This window comes from Streptomyces sp. NPDC086023 (assembly GCF_044540325.1).
In the GTDB taxonomy this organism is placed as follows: Bacteria; Actinomycetota; Actinomycetes; order Streptomycetales; family Streptomycetaceae; genus Streptomyces.
In genome coordinates, this window is sequence record NZ_JBITRX010000001.1 from 542,377 (window position 1) to 556,638 (window position 14,262).

At 69.4% G+C, this 14,262-nt stretch carries 12 protein-coding genes and 1 tRNA gene; 3 read left to right on the forward strand and 10 right to left on the reverse strand.

Going from position 1 to position 14,262, the window contains the following annotated elements:
• Nucleotides 1–18: 18 nt before the first annotated feature.
• Nucleotides 19–1,443 carry a pyruvate kinase gene (pyk, locus tag ACIF6F_RS02445; RefSeq protein ID WP_399940032.1) on the forward strand — a complete coding sequence of 475 codons (1,425 nt, stop codon included), beginning with the start codon at nt 19–21 and terminating at the stop codon, nt 1,441–1,443.
• A 134-nt stretch (nt 1,444–1,577) separates the two neighbouring features.
• Nucleotides 1,578–2,399: a PhzF family phenazine biosynthesis protein gene (locus ACIF6F_RS02450; RefSeq protein ID WP_399940034.1), complete on the forward strand. Its 822-nt coding sequence runs from the start codon at nt 1,578–1,580 to the stop codon at nt 2,397–2,399.
• On the opposite strand, the gene ACIF6F_RS02455 is transcribed toward ACIF6F_RS02450, so the two are convergent.
• Complete coding sequence (locus tag ACIF6F_RS02455) at nt 2,396–3,127, reverse strand: transcriptional regulator (protein ID WP_399940037.1); 732 nt, start codon at nt 3,125–3,127, stop codon at nt 2,396–2,398. The two genes, ACIF6F_RS02450 and ACIF6F_RS02455, sit on opposite strands and share 4 nt — an antisense overlap.
• A 111-nt stretch (nt 3,128–3,238) precedes the next feature.
• Nucleotides 3,239–3,313: transfer RNA gene (locus ACIF6F_RS02460), tRNA-Leu, on the reverse strand.
• A gap of 100 nt (nt 3,314–3,413) precedes the next feature.
• Between ACIF6F_RS02460 and ACIF6F_RS02465 the strand changes: the two genes are divergently transcribed.
• Nucleotides 3,414–4,067, forward strand: a complete 654-nt coding sequence (locus tag ACIF6F_RS02465; RefSeq protein ID WP_399940040.1) for an ANTAR domain-containing response regulator — start codon at nt 3,414–3,416, stop codon at nt 4,065–4,067.
• Nucleotides 4,068–4,199: 132 nt separating this feature from the next.
• Here the strand turns inward: ACIF6F_RS02465 and ACIF6F_RS02470 are convergent, their stop codons facing one another.
• The 8 genes from ACIF6F_RS02470 to ACIF6F_RS02505 form a co-directional block, all read right to left on the reverse strand.
• Nucleotides 4,200–4,916 (reverse strand): ABC transporter ATP-binding protein, encoded by a 717-nt coding sequence (locus tag ACIF6F_RS02470; protein WP_399940042.1) that lies wholly within the window; start codon nt 4,914–4,916, stop codon nt 4,200–4,202.
• Nucleotides 4,913–5,863: an ABC transporter ATP-binding protein gene (locus ACIF6F_RS02475; RefSeq protein ID WP_399940045.1), complete on the reverse strand. Its 951-nt coding sequence runs from the start codon at nt 5,861–5,863 to the stop codon at nt 4,913–4,915. The genes ACIF6F_RS02470 and ACIF6F_RS02475 overlap by 4 nt, the downstream gene beginning before the upstream one ends.
• A gap of 2 nt (nt 5,864–5,865) precedes the next feature.
• Nucleotides 5,866–7,692, reverse strand: a complete 1,827-nt coding sequence (locus ACIF6F_RS02480; protein ID WP_399940048.1) for a branched-chain amino acid ABC transporter permease — start codon at nt 7,690–7,692, stop codon at nt 5,866–5,868.
• A gap of 6 nt (nt 7,693–7,698) precedes the next feature.
• Nucleotides 7,699–8,628 carry a branched-chain amino acid ABC transporter permease gene (locus ACIF6F_RS02485; RefSeq protein WP_399940050.1) on the reverse strand — a complete coding sequence of 310 codons (930 nt, stop codon included), beginning with the start codon at nt 8,626–8,628 and terminating at the stop codon, nt 7,699–7,701.
• A gap of 91 nt (nt 8,629–8,719) precedes the next feature.
• Nucleotides 8,720–9,955: a branched-chain amino acid ABC transporter substrate-binding protein gene (locus tag ACIF6F_RS02490; RefSeq protein WP_399940053.1), complete on the reverse strand. Its 1,236-nt coding sequence runs from the start codon at nt 9,953–9,955 to the stop codon at nt 8,720–8,722.
• A gap of 905 nt (nt 9,956–10,860) precedes the next feature.
• Complete coding sequence (locus tag ACIF6F_RS02495; protein ID WP_399940056.1) at nt 10,861–11,298, reverse strand: hypothetical protein; 438 nt, start codon at nt 11,296–11,298, stop codon at nt 10,861–10,863.
• A gap of 45 nt (nt 11,299–11,343) precedes the next feature.
• Nucleotides 11,344–11,814: a PaaI family thioesterase gene (locus ACIF6F_RS02500; RefSeq protein WP_399940059.1), complete on the reverse strand. Its 471-nt coding sequence runs from the start codon at nt 11,812–11,814 to the stop codon at nt 11,344–11,346.
• Nucleotides 11,815–11,930: 116 nt separating this feature from the next.
• The gene (locus ACIF6F_RS02505) at nt 11,931–14,204 is read right to left on the reverse strand and encodes an FdhF/YdeP family oxidoreductase (protein WP_399940062.1); all 2,274 of its coding nucleotides are present in this window, start codon (nt 14,202–14,204) and stop codon (nt 11,931–11,933) included.
• Between the last annotated feature and the right edge of the window lie 58 nt (nt 14,205–14,262).

Below are 14,262 nucleotides of genomic sequence, written 5' to 3' on the forward strand. Positions count from 1 at the left end.
AGGGCATACGCTCGACCCATGCGCCGAGCGAAAATCGTCTGCACCCTGGGCCCCGCCACCGACTCGTACGAGCAGATCAAAGCCCTCGTCGAAGCCGGAATGGACATCGCCCGCCTCAACCTCAGCCACGGCACCTACGCCGAACACGAGGAGCGCTACCAACGCGTACGCAAGGCCTCCGACGAAACCGGCCGCAGCGTCGGAATCCTCGCCGACCTTCAAGGCCCGAAGATCCGCCTCGGCCGCTTCACCGAAGGCCCCGTACTCCTTGAACGCGGCGACGCATTCACCATCACCACCGCCGACGTCCCCGGCGACCGCCACACCTGCGGCACCACCTACAAAGGCCTCGCCACCGACGTCACGTCCGGCGAACGCATCCTCGTCGACGACGGCCGCGTCACCCTCCAAGTCACCACCGTCGACGGCCCCCGCGTCCACACCCGCGTCATCGAAGGCGGCATGATCAGCGACCACAAGGGACTCAACCTCCCCGGCGTCGCCGTCTCCGTCCCCGCCCTCTCCGAAAAGGACATCGACGACCTGCGCTGGGCGCTGCGCACCGGAGCCGACGTCATCGCCCTCTCCTTCGTCCGCACCGGCCACGACATCCACGACGTCCACCGCATCATGGACGAAGAAGGCCGACGCCTCCCCGTCATCGCCAAAATCGAAAAGCCCCAGGCCGTCGAAAACATCGACGACATCGTCGCCGCCTTCGACGGCATCATGGTCGCCCGCGGCGACCTCGGCGTCGAAATGCCCCTCGAACAAGTCCCCATCGTCCAGAAGCGCGCCATCAAACTCGCCAAGCGCAACGCCAAACCCGTCATCGTCGCCACCCAAATGCTCGACTCGATGATCGACAACAGCCGCCCCACCCGCGCAGAAGCCTCCGACGTCGCCAACGCCGTCCTCGACGGCACGGACGCCGTCATGCTCTCCGGCGAAACCAGCGTCGGCAAATACCCCGTCGACACCGTCCGCACCATGGCCAAAATCGTCGAAGCCGCAGAAGAAGACGTACTCGCCAAGGGCCTCCCCCCACTCACCGAACGCAGCAAGCCCCGCACCCAAGGCGGCGCCGTCGCCCGCGCAGCAGCCGAAATCGGCGACTTCCTCAACGCCAAATTCCTCGTCGCCTTCACCCAGAGCGGCGACACCGTCCGCCGACTCTCCCGCTACCGCTCACCCATCCCCCTCCTCGCCTTCACCCCCGACCCCGCCACCCGCTCCCAGCTCAACCTCACCTGGGGCGTCGAAACCTTCCTCGGCCCCCACGTCGACTCCACCGACGCCATGGTCGCCCAGGTCGACGAAGAACTCCTCCGCATCGGCCGCTGCGCACCCGGCGACACCGTCGTCATCACCGCCGGCTCACCCCCCGGCGTCCCCGGCTCCACCAACCTCGTCCGCGTCCACCACATCGGCGACCCCGTCTGACGCGACACCCCGCACCACACCACCACGGCCCGGCCGAGCACCCCTCGGACCGGGCCGCACCCGTCTCACCCAACAGGCCACCCGAACCCAATTGGCCCGCCCCCACCCGCCCCGAGGACCACTAACCTCCCGCCATGCGTTTCCACCTCGTCAACGCCTTCACCGACCGCCCCTTCAGCGGCAACCCCGCCGGCGTCCTCCTCCTCCCACCCGGCACCTGGCCCCAGGACACCTGGATGCAGAACATCGCCGCCGAAATCAACCACCCCGAAACCGCCTTCGCCCTCCCCACCCCCAGCCCCACCGACTGGGCCATCCGCTGGTTCACCCCCACCGTCGAAGCCACCCTCTGCGGCCACGCCACCCTCGCCACCGCCCACACACTCCGCACCACCCACCACCTCGACGGCACCGTCCGCTTCACCAGCAACCACCACGGCACCCTCACCACCCACGCCGACGCCGACGGCACCATCACCCTCGACTTCCCCGCCGCCCCCACCACCCAGACCCCCGCCCCCGACGGACTGGACGCGGCCCTCCGCACCATCCCCGGCCCCACCTACCGCACCGGCCCCCTCGGCGACCTCCTCGTCCACCTCACCGACGAAAAGGCCGTCCGCCACCTCACCCCCGACCTCGACGCCATCGCCGCACTCACCACCCGCGAAGGCATCCGCGGCATCATCGTCACCGCCCTCGCCCAGGACCCCACCCGCGGCTACGACTTCGTCTCCCGCTTCTTCGCCCCCGCCAACGGCATCCCCGAAGACCCCGTCACCGGCAGCGCCCACACCGCCCTCGCCCCCCACTGGGCCGCCCGCCTCGACCGCCCCACCCTCACCGGCCTCCAGGCCTCCCCCCGCACCGGCCTCGTCCACACCGCCGTACGCCGAGACCGCGTCGAACTCACCGGCCGAGCGGTGACGATCCTCGAAGGCACCCTGCACGCCTAATACTTCGGGCCGATGTGCGCATCCATGAGCGCCACCGACGCCTTCCGGGCCACGGACACGTTGCGGCTGTTCGCGTACCGCCATGCGACGCCCAGGGTGTCCAGCGTGTCCGTGAAGAGCCGCATGATGTCGCCGGACAGGTTGGTGAAGAAGTACCGGGGGTACTCGTACCGCTTGCCGTTGCGGACGGTCCAGTTGGTGATCCGGCACCCGTCGGAGTGGATCAGGCCTCGGACGAGTTCCCAGGGGTGCTCCTCCACGATCACGCGTTGCCAGGGATGGAGGGCGATGTGTCGCTCATGCTTCTTGCCCGGGCCGTGCTGGGGGAAGAGGCAGGTCCAATGTCGTCCGTAGCTGGTAACGGCGACGCAGCCGGGTTTCTGGAGGACGTACGTACTCGCTTGGGGGCGGACAGCGGTGATGGCCGTACGGCATGCGTCGATGAGCCCGGGCCAGGCGTCGGCACACGCGATACGCAGCTGGTGCCCACCCCGTGGTTGCGCGCTGATGCAGCCATCACCCAGATACAGGCCCAGCAGATATGCGTAGGCGGCGGGGTCCGCGGGTGCTGCGCATGGAGCGCCTGCGATGCGTGGGAGCGGGGCGAGTCTGTCGCGCCACGCACGGATGGCGGCCCGAGAAATGCCCGTCTCCTTGCTGACGGAGTTCAGGCTGCGACCCTCGTCGAGCAGGGCCACGGCTCGGTGCCGGGTATCGATGTCGTACATGCGCACGACGCTGGCGGGGGCGCGACCGCGGATTCAGGGCGTTCGGTCGAGATTCGCTCGGAAAGGCGAAAACGACGCGATTCGGTCGCGACCTTGGAATCCAAGGGAATGTGCCCCAGGTGGGATTCGAACCCACACTGTCCGCTGTTTGAGAGCGGCCTCTCTGACCAGTTGGAGTACTGGGGCCTAAGAAACGAAGGCTGAATGCAGCCCCGTGTGAGACCACCTTACAGGAGCTAGGTAGGCTCAGGGGAGCAGTGCTTGCCCCGCAAAGAGGAGCCCCCGCGTGACCGCCCCCGACGAGACTCCCACCCCCGCTGACGCCGACCAGTCGCATGTTCCGCCGCTGACGACCCGTGTCGTCATCGCCGAGGACGAGGCGCTGATCCGGCTCGACCTCAAAGAGATGCTGGAGGAGGAGGGGTACTCCGTCGTCGGCGAGGCCGGGGACGGGCAGACGGCCGTCGAGCTCGCGCGCGAGCACCGGCCCGACCTCGTGATCCTCGACGTGAAGATGCCGGTCCTGGACGGGATCTCCGCGGCGGAGAAGATCGCGGGGGAGTCCATCGCTCCCGTGCTGATGCTGACCGCGTTCTCGCAGCGCGACCTCGTGGAGCGGGCCCGGGACGCCGGTGCGATGGCGTACCTGGTGAAGCCGTTCAGCAAGAGCGACGTGGTGCCGGCCATCGAGATGGCGGTGTCGCGGTTCGCGGAGCTGAAGGCGCTGGAGAAGGAGGTCGCGGACCTCTCGCAGCGGCTGGAGACGCGGAAGCTGGTGGACCGGGCGAAGAGCGTGCTGCAGACGCAGTACGGGCTGTCCGAGCCGGCGGCGTTCCGGTGGATCCAGAAGACGTCGATGGACCGGCGCATGTCGATGCAGCAGGTCGCGGAGGCGGTCATCGAGGACGCCGAGGAGAAGAAGGCCGCGAAGGGCCAGTAGGGCCGTTCGTACGCAAGCGAAGGCCGCCGCGGAGATCGTTCCGGGGCGGCCTTCGGCGTACGCGGGAGCACAGACGCCCGAAGGCCCGCCTCCCCCCGAGGGGAGGCGGGCCTTCGGAGTGCCGGGGCGGGGTCAGTCCTCGCCGAGGTACGCCTTGCGGACGTCCTCGTTGACCAGCAGCTCGCGGCCGGGGCCGGAGAGGACGATCTTGCCGATCTCCATGACGTGGCCCTGGTCGGCCAGGGACAGCGCGGCCTGGGCGTTCTGCTCGACCAGGAGGATGGTCGTGCCGGCGGCCTTGAGCTCGGAGATGGTGGCCATGATCTTCTGCATCATGATCGGAGAGAGGCCCATGGAGGGCTCGTCGAGCATGAGCAGCTTGGGCTGCGACATGAGGGCGCGGCCCATGGCGAGCATCTGCTGCTCGCCGCCGGAGAGGGTGCCGGCGGCCTGCTTGCGGCGCTCTCCCAGGATGGGGAAGAGGTCGTAGGCGCGCTGGACGTCCTTCTGGATGCCTTCCTTGTCCTTGCGGAGGAAGGCGCCGAGGAGGAGGTTGTCCTCGATCGACATGCGGGGGAAGATGTGCCGGCCCTCGGGGGAGTGGGCGAGTCCGAGCGAGACGATGTCGTGGGCGGGGACCTTCTTGAGGCTCTTGCCGTTGAACTTGATCTGGCCGCCCCTGGGCTTGATGAGCCCGGAGAGGGTGCGCAGGGTGGTCGTCTTGCCGGCGCCGTTGGTGCCGATGAGGGTGACGATCTGGCCGGCTTCGACGCTGAAGGAGATGCCCTTGACGGCCTCGATCTTGCCGTAGGCGACCCTGAGGTCTTCGACCTCGAGCAGTGCGGTCACTTGGCTTCTCCGTCCGTGCTGGTGGTGCTCTCCTCGGCGGCGTCGGTGTCCGTGCCGGGGGTGTCGGCGTCGGCCTCCGGGGCGTCGGCGGTCTCGGCCTCGGGGGCCTCGTCCGCTGCGGTCTCGGCGGCGGCTTCCTCGGTGGGGGCCTCGAAGGGCTCGCCGAGGTAGGCGGCGATGACGCGCTCGTCGCTCTGGACCTCGGTGGCGGTGCCTTCGATGAGCTTCTGGCCCTGGACGAGGCAGGCGACGCGGTCGCAGAGGTTGAAGATGAAGCGCATGTCGTGCTCGATCACGAGGATCGCGATGCCCTTGTCCCGGATGGCGAAGATGAGTTCTTCGGCTGCTCGGGTTTCCTGCGGGTTCATGCCGGCGGTGGGCTCGTCGAGGAGCAGGAGGCCGGGTTCGCTGGCGAGGGCGCGGGCGATTTCGAGCTTGCGCTGTTCGCCGTAGGGGAGGTTGCGGGCGAGGTGGTCGGCCTTGTGGGCGAGTCCGATGAACTCGAGGAGTTCGAGGGCCTTCTCGCGGCTGGCGGCTTCTTCCTTGTGGAAGCCGGGCAGGCGGAGGAGGGCGGACCAGAGGCCTTCCTTGGTGCGGGTGTGGCGTCCGACGAGGACGTTTTCCAGGACCGTCATGTTGTTGAAGAGACGGATGTTCTGGAAGGTGCGGGCGATGCCGGCCGCGGTGACCTTGAAGGACTTGGGCGGCAGGACGGTGCCCTTGTACCGGACCTGGCCCTCGGTGGGGATGTAGAGGCCGGTGAGGCAGTTGAAGAAGGTGGTCTTGCCGGCGCCGTTGGGGCCGATGAGTCCGACGATCTCGCCGCTCTTGACGGTGAGGTCCACGTTGTTGACGGCGGTGAGGCCGCCGAACCGCATGGTGACTCCGCTGGCGTCGAGGACGGTCTCGCCGGTGGCGGCGGCGGGGGTCTCGGTGGTCGTCGTCATGGTCAGGCCCCTGCCTTGCTGAGGTCCCCGGACTTCTCGTCGAGCTCGTTCTCGTGGAATTCGAGCTGGCGGCGCCGGTTGGGGATGAGGCCTTCGGGGCGGAAGCGCATCAGGAGGATGAGCGCGAGGCCGAAGGCGAAGAGCTGGTACTCACCCATGAACTGGAGCTTGTTCGGGATGAGGAAGAGCAGGGCTCCGCCGACGAGGGGTCCGCTGATGGTTCCCATGCCGCCGAGGACGACGGCCGCGAGGAGGAAGGCCGAGTTCGGCGGGACGGCGTTGGCGAAGGTGTACTGCTCGGGGGTGACGGTGTAGGTCACGTGGGCCTGGACGGCTCCGGCGAGGCCGGCGAGGGCGGCGCCGAGGGCGAAGGCGATGAGCTTGACGCGGAAGCCGTTGATGCCCATGGCTTCGGCGGCGGTCTCGTCCTCGCGGATGGCGACCCAGGAGCGGCCGATGCGGGATTCGGCGCTGCGCCGGAAGACCAGCACGACGACGAGGGTCACGATCAGCATGAGGAAGAAGTAGTTGGCGAAGCGGCCGATCGTGAAGCCGGCGATGGTGTGCTCGGCGCCGAAGTCGAATCCGAGGATGTCGAGGTTCGGGATCGAGGAGATGCCGTTGGAGCCGTTGGTGATGTCGGGGCCGGAGGTGCCGTCGGTGTTGTTGACGGCGATGCGGAAGATCTCTCCGAAGCCGAGGGTCACGATGGCGAGGTAGTCGCCGCGGAGCCGCAGGGTCGGGGCGCCGATGAGGACGCCGAAGATCATGGACGCGGCGGCGCCGATGAGGATGGCCTGCCAGAAGGGGAGGTGGACTCCGAAGGGGGACGACGGGGAGCCGGAGACCATGGCGGCGGCGTAGGCGCCGACGCCGAGGAAGGCGACGTATCCGAGGTCGAGGAGGCCGACCAGGCCGACGACGATGTTGAGGCCGAGGGCGACGGTGGCGAAGATCAGGATGTTGACGCCGATGGTCGCGTACTGGTCGTCGGTCTGGGTGAAGGGGAAGGCTGCTGCGGCGGCGAAGGCGCCGACCATGGCGACGTTGCGGTGGGTTGCGGCGATGGCGGAGACGCGGGCGATGAGGCCGGCCTTGTTGATCGCTGCGAAGCCGAGGCACGCGGTGATGAGGAAGCCGATGAAGAGTTCGTCGTACTCGGTGCCGATGCCGTAGGTGAAGACGGCGAGGCCGAGGGCGAGTACGCCGGTGAGGATGAGGATCTCGGCGTAGGCCGGGAGCCGCTTCATGGCGGGGGCGGTGCCGGTGGCGAAGCCGGCCTTGACGACGGTCCAGCGGTTGCCGAGGTTGTGCTTGAACTTGTCGAAGCCGCTGTCGTCGGGGTCGGCCGGGTCGGTCTCGGGGTGCTCGAAGGGGAGCGCGAGGGCGCCGACGAGGGCGATGAGGGTGGCGCCGAGGGCGATGAAGCCGCCGGGTTCGAGGTTGACGAGGCCGCCGAGGGTGTTGCTGATGGCGAAGGCGGTGTACCAGGCGGTGGCGAAGGCGGCGAGGGCGGCGAGCTTGATGGCTGCGTCTGCTCCGGCCGGGGTGAGCCAGCGGAGGCCCTTGACTCCGTAGGAGGAGAGGGAGAAGAGCAGGGTGAGCAGGCCGCCGACGAGGACGAGCCACTGGAGGCCGCCGGGGTAGCCGTAGACGGTGAGGTCGCCGGGGAAGGCGTCGGTCCAGGTCCAGGCGAGGAAGGCGGAGACGGTGGTGAGGGCGCCGCCGGCGGTGGCGAGGAGACGGGCGGTCTTCTCGTTGATGCCGATGAGGCCGCGGTGTCCGCCGTCGGACGGGGCGGTGACGACGTCGATGGTCTCAGTGGTCATTGGTGATCACGCCCTGTCCGCCACGCGCTCGCCCAGCAGGCCCTGGGGCCGGAAGAGGAGCACGAGGATGAGGAGTACGAACGCCCAGACGTCGGCCCAGGCCTGGCCGCCGAGCTGCTGCATGCCGGGGATGTGGGCGATGTAGGCGGTTGCCATGGTCTCGGCGAGGCCCAGGACGAGGCCGCCGATCATGGCGCCGTAGATGTTGCCGATGCCGCCGAGGACGGCGGCGGTGAAGGCCTTGAGGCCGAGCAGGAAGCCCATCTTGAAGTTGACTTCGCCGTACTTGAGGCCGTAGGCGACGGCGCCGACGGCGGCGAAGGCCGCGCCGAGGGCGAACGCGACCACGATGATGCGGTCGGTGTTGATGCCCATGAGCTTGGCGGTGTCGGGGTCCTGCGCGGTGGCCTGCATGCCGCGTCCGGTGCGGGTCTTCATGACGAACCAGCCGAGGACGACCATGCAGACGGGGGCGGCGATCAGCAGGAAGACGTCACCGGTCTGGATGGTGATGCTGCCGATGTGGAAGGGGCCGCCGGGGATTTCGGGGAAGACTCGGGAGGACTTCGCCTCGGGGTACCAGGCCCAGACTGCCTGCTGGAGGGCGAGGGAGAGGCCGATGGCGGTGATGAGCGGGGCGAGTCGGGGTGCGTTGCGCAGGGGGCGGTAGGCGAACCGTTCCGCCGCTACGGCGATGGTGGTGGCGACGGCGATCGCGCCTATGAGCATGAGGGGCAGGGCGACCCACATGGTGGTGCCCGTGGGGAGCATCAGCCAGACCGTGAGGGCTCCGAACCCGCCGGTCATGAAGATCTCGCCGTGGGCGAAGTTGATGAGCTGGACGATGCCGTAGACCATTGTGTAGCCAATGGCGACGAGCCCGTACATGGATCCCAGTAGCAGGCCGTTGACCAGCTGTTGCGGCAGTTCGTGCACCGCAGGTCCTCCGAGTCTTTCGACGGATGTGACACCGCGCGGGGCGCTAGGTGTGCGCGCCCCGCGCGGCAGGTGTGGTGATCGGAGAGGGTCAGCCGGCGAAGGTGCCGGACTCGACGGCCTTCCAGGCGTCGCCCTCGTACTTGTAGACGGTGAGCTGCTTGTTGGTCGCGTCACCGAACTCGTCGAACGAGACCTTGCCGGTCACGCCGTCGAAGGAGACCTTGCCGGTGGCCTCGAGGACCTTGGCGCGGGCGTCCTGGGGGAGCTTGCCGTTGTTGGCGTCGACGACGGCCTTGACGGCCTCGATGATCGCCCAGGCGGAGTCGTAGGAGTAGCCGCCGTAGGCCTCGTAGGCCTCCTTGAAGCCGGCCTTCTTGTAGTTCTCGACGAACTCCTTGGCCGAGGGGAGGGTCTCGACGGGGGCGCCGACGGAGGTGGCGAGGTCGCCCACGCCCTCCTTGCCGGACAGCTTGATGAAGTCGCCGGAGTAGATGCCGTCGCCGCCGACCAGCGGGATGGCCGCGCCGGCCTTCTTGATCTGCTTGGAGAGCGGGCCGGCCGCGGGGTACTCGCCGCCGTAGTAGACGACGTCGGCGCCGGAGCTCTTGACCTGGGTGGCGACCGCGGAGAAGTCCTTGGTGTCGGGGTTCACGTGGGCCTCGCCGGCGACCTGGCCGCCGAGCTTGGTGAACTCCTGCTTGAAGGTGGCGGCCAGGCCGGCGCCGTAGGTCTTCTTGTCGTCGATCAGGAAGACCTTCTTCTTGCCCGCCTTGTTGAAGAGGTACTGCGCGGCGAACGGGCCCTGGATGGCGTCCGTGGTCGCGGTGCGGAAGTACGACTTGTAGGGGCGGACCTTCTCGCCGGTGTTCCACTTCGGTCCCTGGGTCAGGGCCGGGTTGGTGTTGGCGGGGGAGATCTGGACGAGCTTGGCGTCGTCGAAGACCTTCTGCATGGACTCCGAGACGGAGGAGTTCAGCGGGCCGACGACGCCGAGGACGTCCTTGTTGGCGACGAGCTTGGTGGCGTTCTGCTGGCCGGAGGACGGCTGGGCCTGGTCGTCGTAGGCCTCGATCTTGAAGGTGACGCCCTTGACGTACTTCTTGGCGTTGGCCTGCTGGACGGCCAGGTCGACCGAGTTGCGGATGCCGAGGCCGAGGGCGGAGAGGTCGCCGGTGGTCGGGGAGTCGACGCCGATGACGACCGTGGTGCCGCCGGAGCCGGCGTCGCCGCTGCCGCCCTTGTCATCGCGCGAGCCACAGGCGGTGAGCGTGAGGGCACCCGCGGCGAGTGCGGCCGTCACGGCAATGAGAGAACGCTGACGCACGATCAGTCCTTTCCAGGCACGGCGTCCCCCACGGGACGCGCCGAGTCGAAACGCGGAACCGAACTGAGTGGAATCCGGTGGTCGCGGTGACTGGCCGTGACTCTAGGCGGCTGATCGGGAGATATGGAGGGCTCGGGCCAAGGCTGTGACGCTCTTGTTATGCCACGGCGTAATACATAGCGGAACTTGGCGGGTGGAACGGGGGAATTCCGGCCGGTTCGTCTTGTCCGCATGCTGAGAAGGGGCAGGACTGTCATGCGGTTTGAGTCCTGACAGTGCAGGACTGTAGCGGGGTTTGGTCCTGACGCCTCGGGGGGTCCTCTTGTCTCGATCTTCGGGACATGTGCTGATCAGTGACCTGGAGAGTTCTCGTGCATATCGGTCACCGAGGATGTAACTGTGCTGTTCATTCGGCCCACCATTACTGAGGGTTACCTCAAGAAAAGGGAGCCCCGCATTCCGTGCTACATGCACGCAATCCCCGACCCGAATCCGCACAACAACCTCACGGACCTCACCCTTGACCACGGTGATCGGTGAGGCCGGGGCGGTCGTCACGCTGAGTGCCGCCGACGGCTGTCCGATCCGGTGGACGGTCACCGGCGGGCCGTCCGTCGTGCGCAGGGTGACCGTGAAGGCGAAGTCCGCCGCGGGGCCGGGCGGCCGCACCGGGGCGCCGTACCGCACGGAGAACACCTGTGAGGGGAACGGGGGTGGGGCGGGGGGCTCCGGATCTGGCCTGATCGCGTACAGATAGGCGCCGGATCCGGCCAGGGCGAGGGCGCCGGCCAGTGCCAGGGCGGCCCGTCGGCGGCCGCTCAGGGGGGCTCGGGCGCGCGCGGGCGTGCGGAGGCCCCGGGAGGCGTCCCAGGTGTCCTCGCCGGGTTCCAGGGGGCCGATGCCGCTCATTGCCAGGGGCCGCCGCTGGGGGTGCCGTGCCGGTAGCGGTCGGCGCAGCCGCGCCGGGCCTCCTCGCCGGCGGCCAGGTGGGCCGCCGCGGTGTCCCCGGGCGGGCGGACGGCCCGGGCGGCGGCGAGGGCGGTGCGCAGGATCTCGTACTGGCCGCCGGAGAGGCCCATCTCCTGGTAGTCGAAGTGGGCGTGGGGGCCGCCGTCGAGGATGCGGGCGGCCCAGTACGAGACCAGGTGGACGCAGAGCTCCCGCGGGGTGGTCGGAGCGGGTGCCGGGGCGGCTGCGGAGCGGGCTGCGGAGCGGGCGGCGGGGCCGGTGGGGGAGTCCGGGGTGGTGCAGGAGGTGGGGGCGGCGGCGCACAGCGCCAGGGCGGCCAAGGCCCGTGCGGTGCGCTTCGTGAGTGCGCCCCGTGGCGCCCGTACCACTCCCATGCGGGGAAGGTAGTGGGGCGCCCCGGGGTGGGACAACGCCCTGTCTCAGCCCGGTTGTTGCGAGTTCGTGTCGCGGAGCAGGCAGGTGAGGCGGGCGGTGCAGACCCGCTTGTCCTGCTCGTCCGTGATGACGATTTCGTACGTGGCGGTGGAGCGGCCGCGGTGGACGGGGGTGGCGACGCCGGTGACCAGGCCGGACCGGGCGCCGCGGTGGTGGGTGCAGTTGAGGTCCACGCCGACGGCGATCTTGTCGATGCCGCCGTGCAGCATGGAGCCGACGGAGCCGAGGGTCTCGGCGAGCACGGCGGAGGCGCCGCCGTGGAGGAGCCCGTAGGGCTGGGTGTTGCCTTCGACGGGCATGGTGCCGACGACCCGGTCGGCCGAGGCCTCCAGGATGCGGATGTCCATGCGCTCGCCGAGGTGTCCGGCGGAGAAGAGGGCGGGCAGGTCGATGCCCAACGCGGCGTACTCGTCGAGGACTTCCTGCGGGAACTTCACGGTGTGCTGTTCGCCCATGGGGACGGCTCCGTTTCGTAAACGACCGTTAACGACCCTCTTCATATCACCCGACTGAGCGGATGCTCAGTCATGGGGATCACGTCCCGCGGCCGGGCGGTGTCCGTTCCCGCCCGTCAGCCGGCCGGCTCGAAGCGGACGATCACCGACTTGCTGGCCGGGGTGTTGCTGGTGTCCGCGGTGGAGTCCAGGGGCACGAGCACGTTCGTCTCCGGGTAGTACGCCGCCGCGCAGCCCCGCGCGGTCGGGTAGTGGACGACGCGGAAGCCGGGGGCGCGGCGCTCGACGCCGTCGTTCCACTCCGAGACCAGGTCGGTGTAGGAGCCGTCGGCCAGGCCCAGGGCGGCCGCGTCGTCGGGGTGGACGAGGACCACGCGGCGGCCGCCCTTGATGCCGCGGTAGCGGTCGTCGAGGCCGTAGATCGTGGTGTTGTACTGGTCGTGGGAGCGCAGGGTCTGGAGCAGCAGGCGGCCCTCGGGGACCCGGGGGTACTCGACGGGGGCGGCGGTGAAGTTCGCCTTGCCGGTCCTGGTCGGGAAGCGGCGCTCGTCGCGGGGGGCGTGCGGGAGGACGAAGCCCTCGGGGCGGGCGGCGCGGGCGTTGAAGTCCTCGAAGCCGGGGACGACGCGGGAGATCCGGTCGCGGATGGTGCCGTAGTCGCGCTCGAAGTCCTCCCAGGGGGTGCGGGAGGCGTCGCCGAGGACGGCGCGCGCCATCCGGGCCACGATGGCGGGCTCGGACAGGAGGTGGGGGCTCGCGGGGGTGAGGTTGCCGCGGGAGGCGTGGACCATGCCCATGGAGTCCTCGACGGTGACGAACTGCTTGCCGGCCGCCTGGACGTCCTTGTCGGTACGGCCCAGGGTGGGCAGGATCAGGGCGCGCCGGCCGGTGACCGCGTGGGAGCGGTTGAGCTTGGTGGAGACGTGGACGGTGAGGGCCGCGTTGCGCATGGCGGCCTCGGTGACGTCGGTGTCGGGGGTGGCGCCGACGAAGTTGCCGCCCATGGCGAAGAAGACCTTGGCCTCGCCGTCGCGCAGGGCCTGGATGGAGCGGACCACGTCGAAGCCGTGGTGGCGGGGAGAGGTGATCCCGAACTCGCGGTCGAGGGCGTCGAGGAAGGCCGGTGCGGGGCGCTCGAAGATCCCCATGGTGCGGTCGCCCTGGACGTTGGAGTGGCCGCGCACCGGGCACACGCCGGCGCCGGGGCGGCCGATGTTGCCGCGGAGCAGCAGGAGGTTGACGACCTCGCGGATGGTGGGGACGGCGTGCTTGTGCTGGGTGAGGCCCATGGCCCAGCAGACGATGGTGCGCCGGGAGTCGAGGACCATGCGCAGGGCCTGCTCGATCTCGGGGCGGGTGAGGCCGGTGGCGGTGAGCGTCTCGTCCCAGTCGGCCTTGGCGGCGGCCGCGGCGAGTTCCTCGTAGCCGTGGGTGTGCTCGCGGATGAACAGCTCGTCGGTGGCGCCGGGGGTCTCGATGACCAGCTTGTTGAGGAGGCGGAAGAGGGCCTGGTCGCCGCCGATGCGGATCTGGAGGAAGAGGTCGTTGAGGGCGGTGCCGCGGAGCATGCCGAGGGGGGTCTGGGGGTTCTTGAAGCGTTCCAGGCCGGCCTCGGGCAGCGGGTTGACCGAGATGATCTTCGCTCCGGCGGCCTTGGCCTTCTCCAGGGCCGACAGCATGCGGGGGTGGTTGGTGCCGGGGTTCTGGCCGGCGACGATGATCAGGTCGGCCTGGTGGAGGTCCTCCAGGGAGACGCTGCCCTTGCCGATGCCGATGGTCTCGGTGAGTGCGGAGCCCGAGGACTCGTGGCACATGTTCGAGCAGTCGGGCAGGTTGTTGGTGCCGAACTCGCGGGCGAAGAGCTGGAGCAGGAACGCGGCCTCGTTGCTGGTGCGGCCGGAGGTGTAGAAGAGGGCCTCGTCGGGGGAGGAGAGGGCGCGCAGTTCCTCGGCGATGATCGCGAAGGCGCGTTCCCAGGTGACGGCCTCGTACCGGTCGGCGCCCTCGGGGAGGTACACGGGCTGGGTGATGCGGCCCTGCTGGCCGAGCCAGTAGCCGGAGCGGCCGGCGAGGTCGGCGAGGGGGTGGGCGGCGAAGAAGTCGGGGGTGACCCGGCGCAGGGTGGCCTCCTCGGCCACGGCCTTGGCGCCGTTCTCGCAGAACTCGGCGGTGTGCCGCCTGTCGCCCTCGGGCCAGGCGCAGCCGGGGCAGTCGAAGCCGTCCTTCTGGTTGACCTTGAGGAGGGTGCGGGCGGTCCGCGCGAGGCCCATCTGCGCCTGGGCGATCCGCAGCGTGTGGCCGATGGCGGGGAGGCCGGCGGCGGCGTGCTGGGGGGGCGCGACCTGCGGCGCGTCCTGTACCGGATCACCTGCGGGCGGCTTGGTGGCCATGTCGCTCCCCTTTGAGCATGCGTCGCGCGTTCTCGTACACCTCCGATCCTGTCACGGC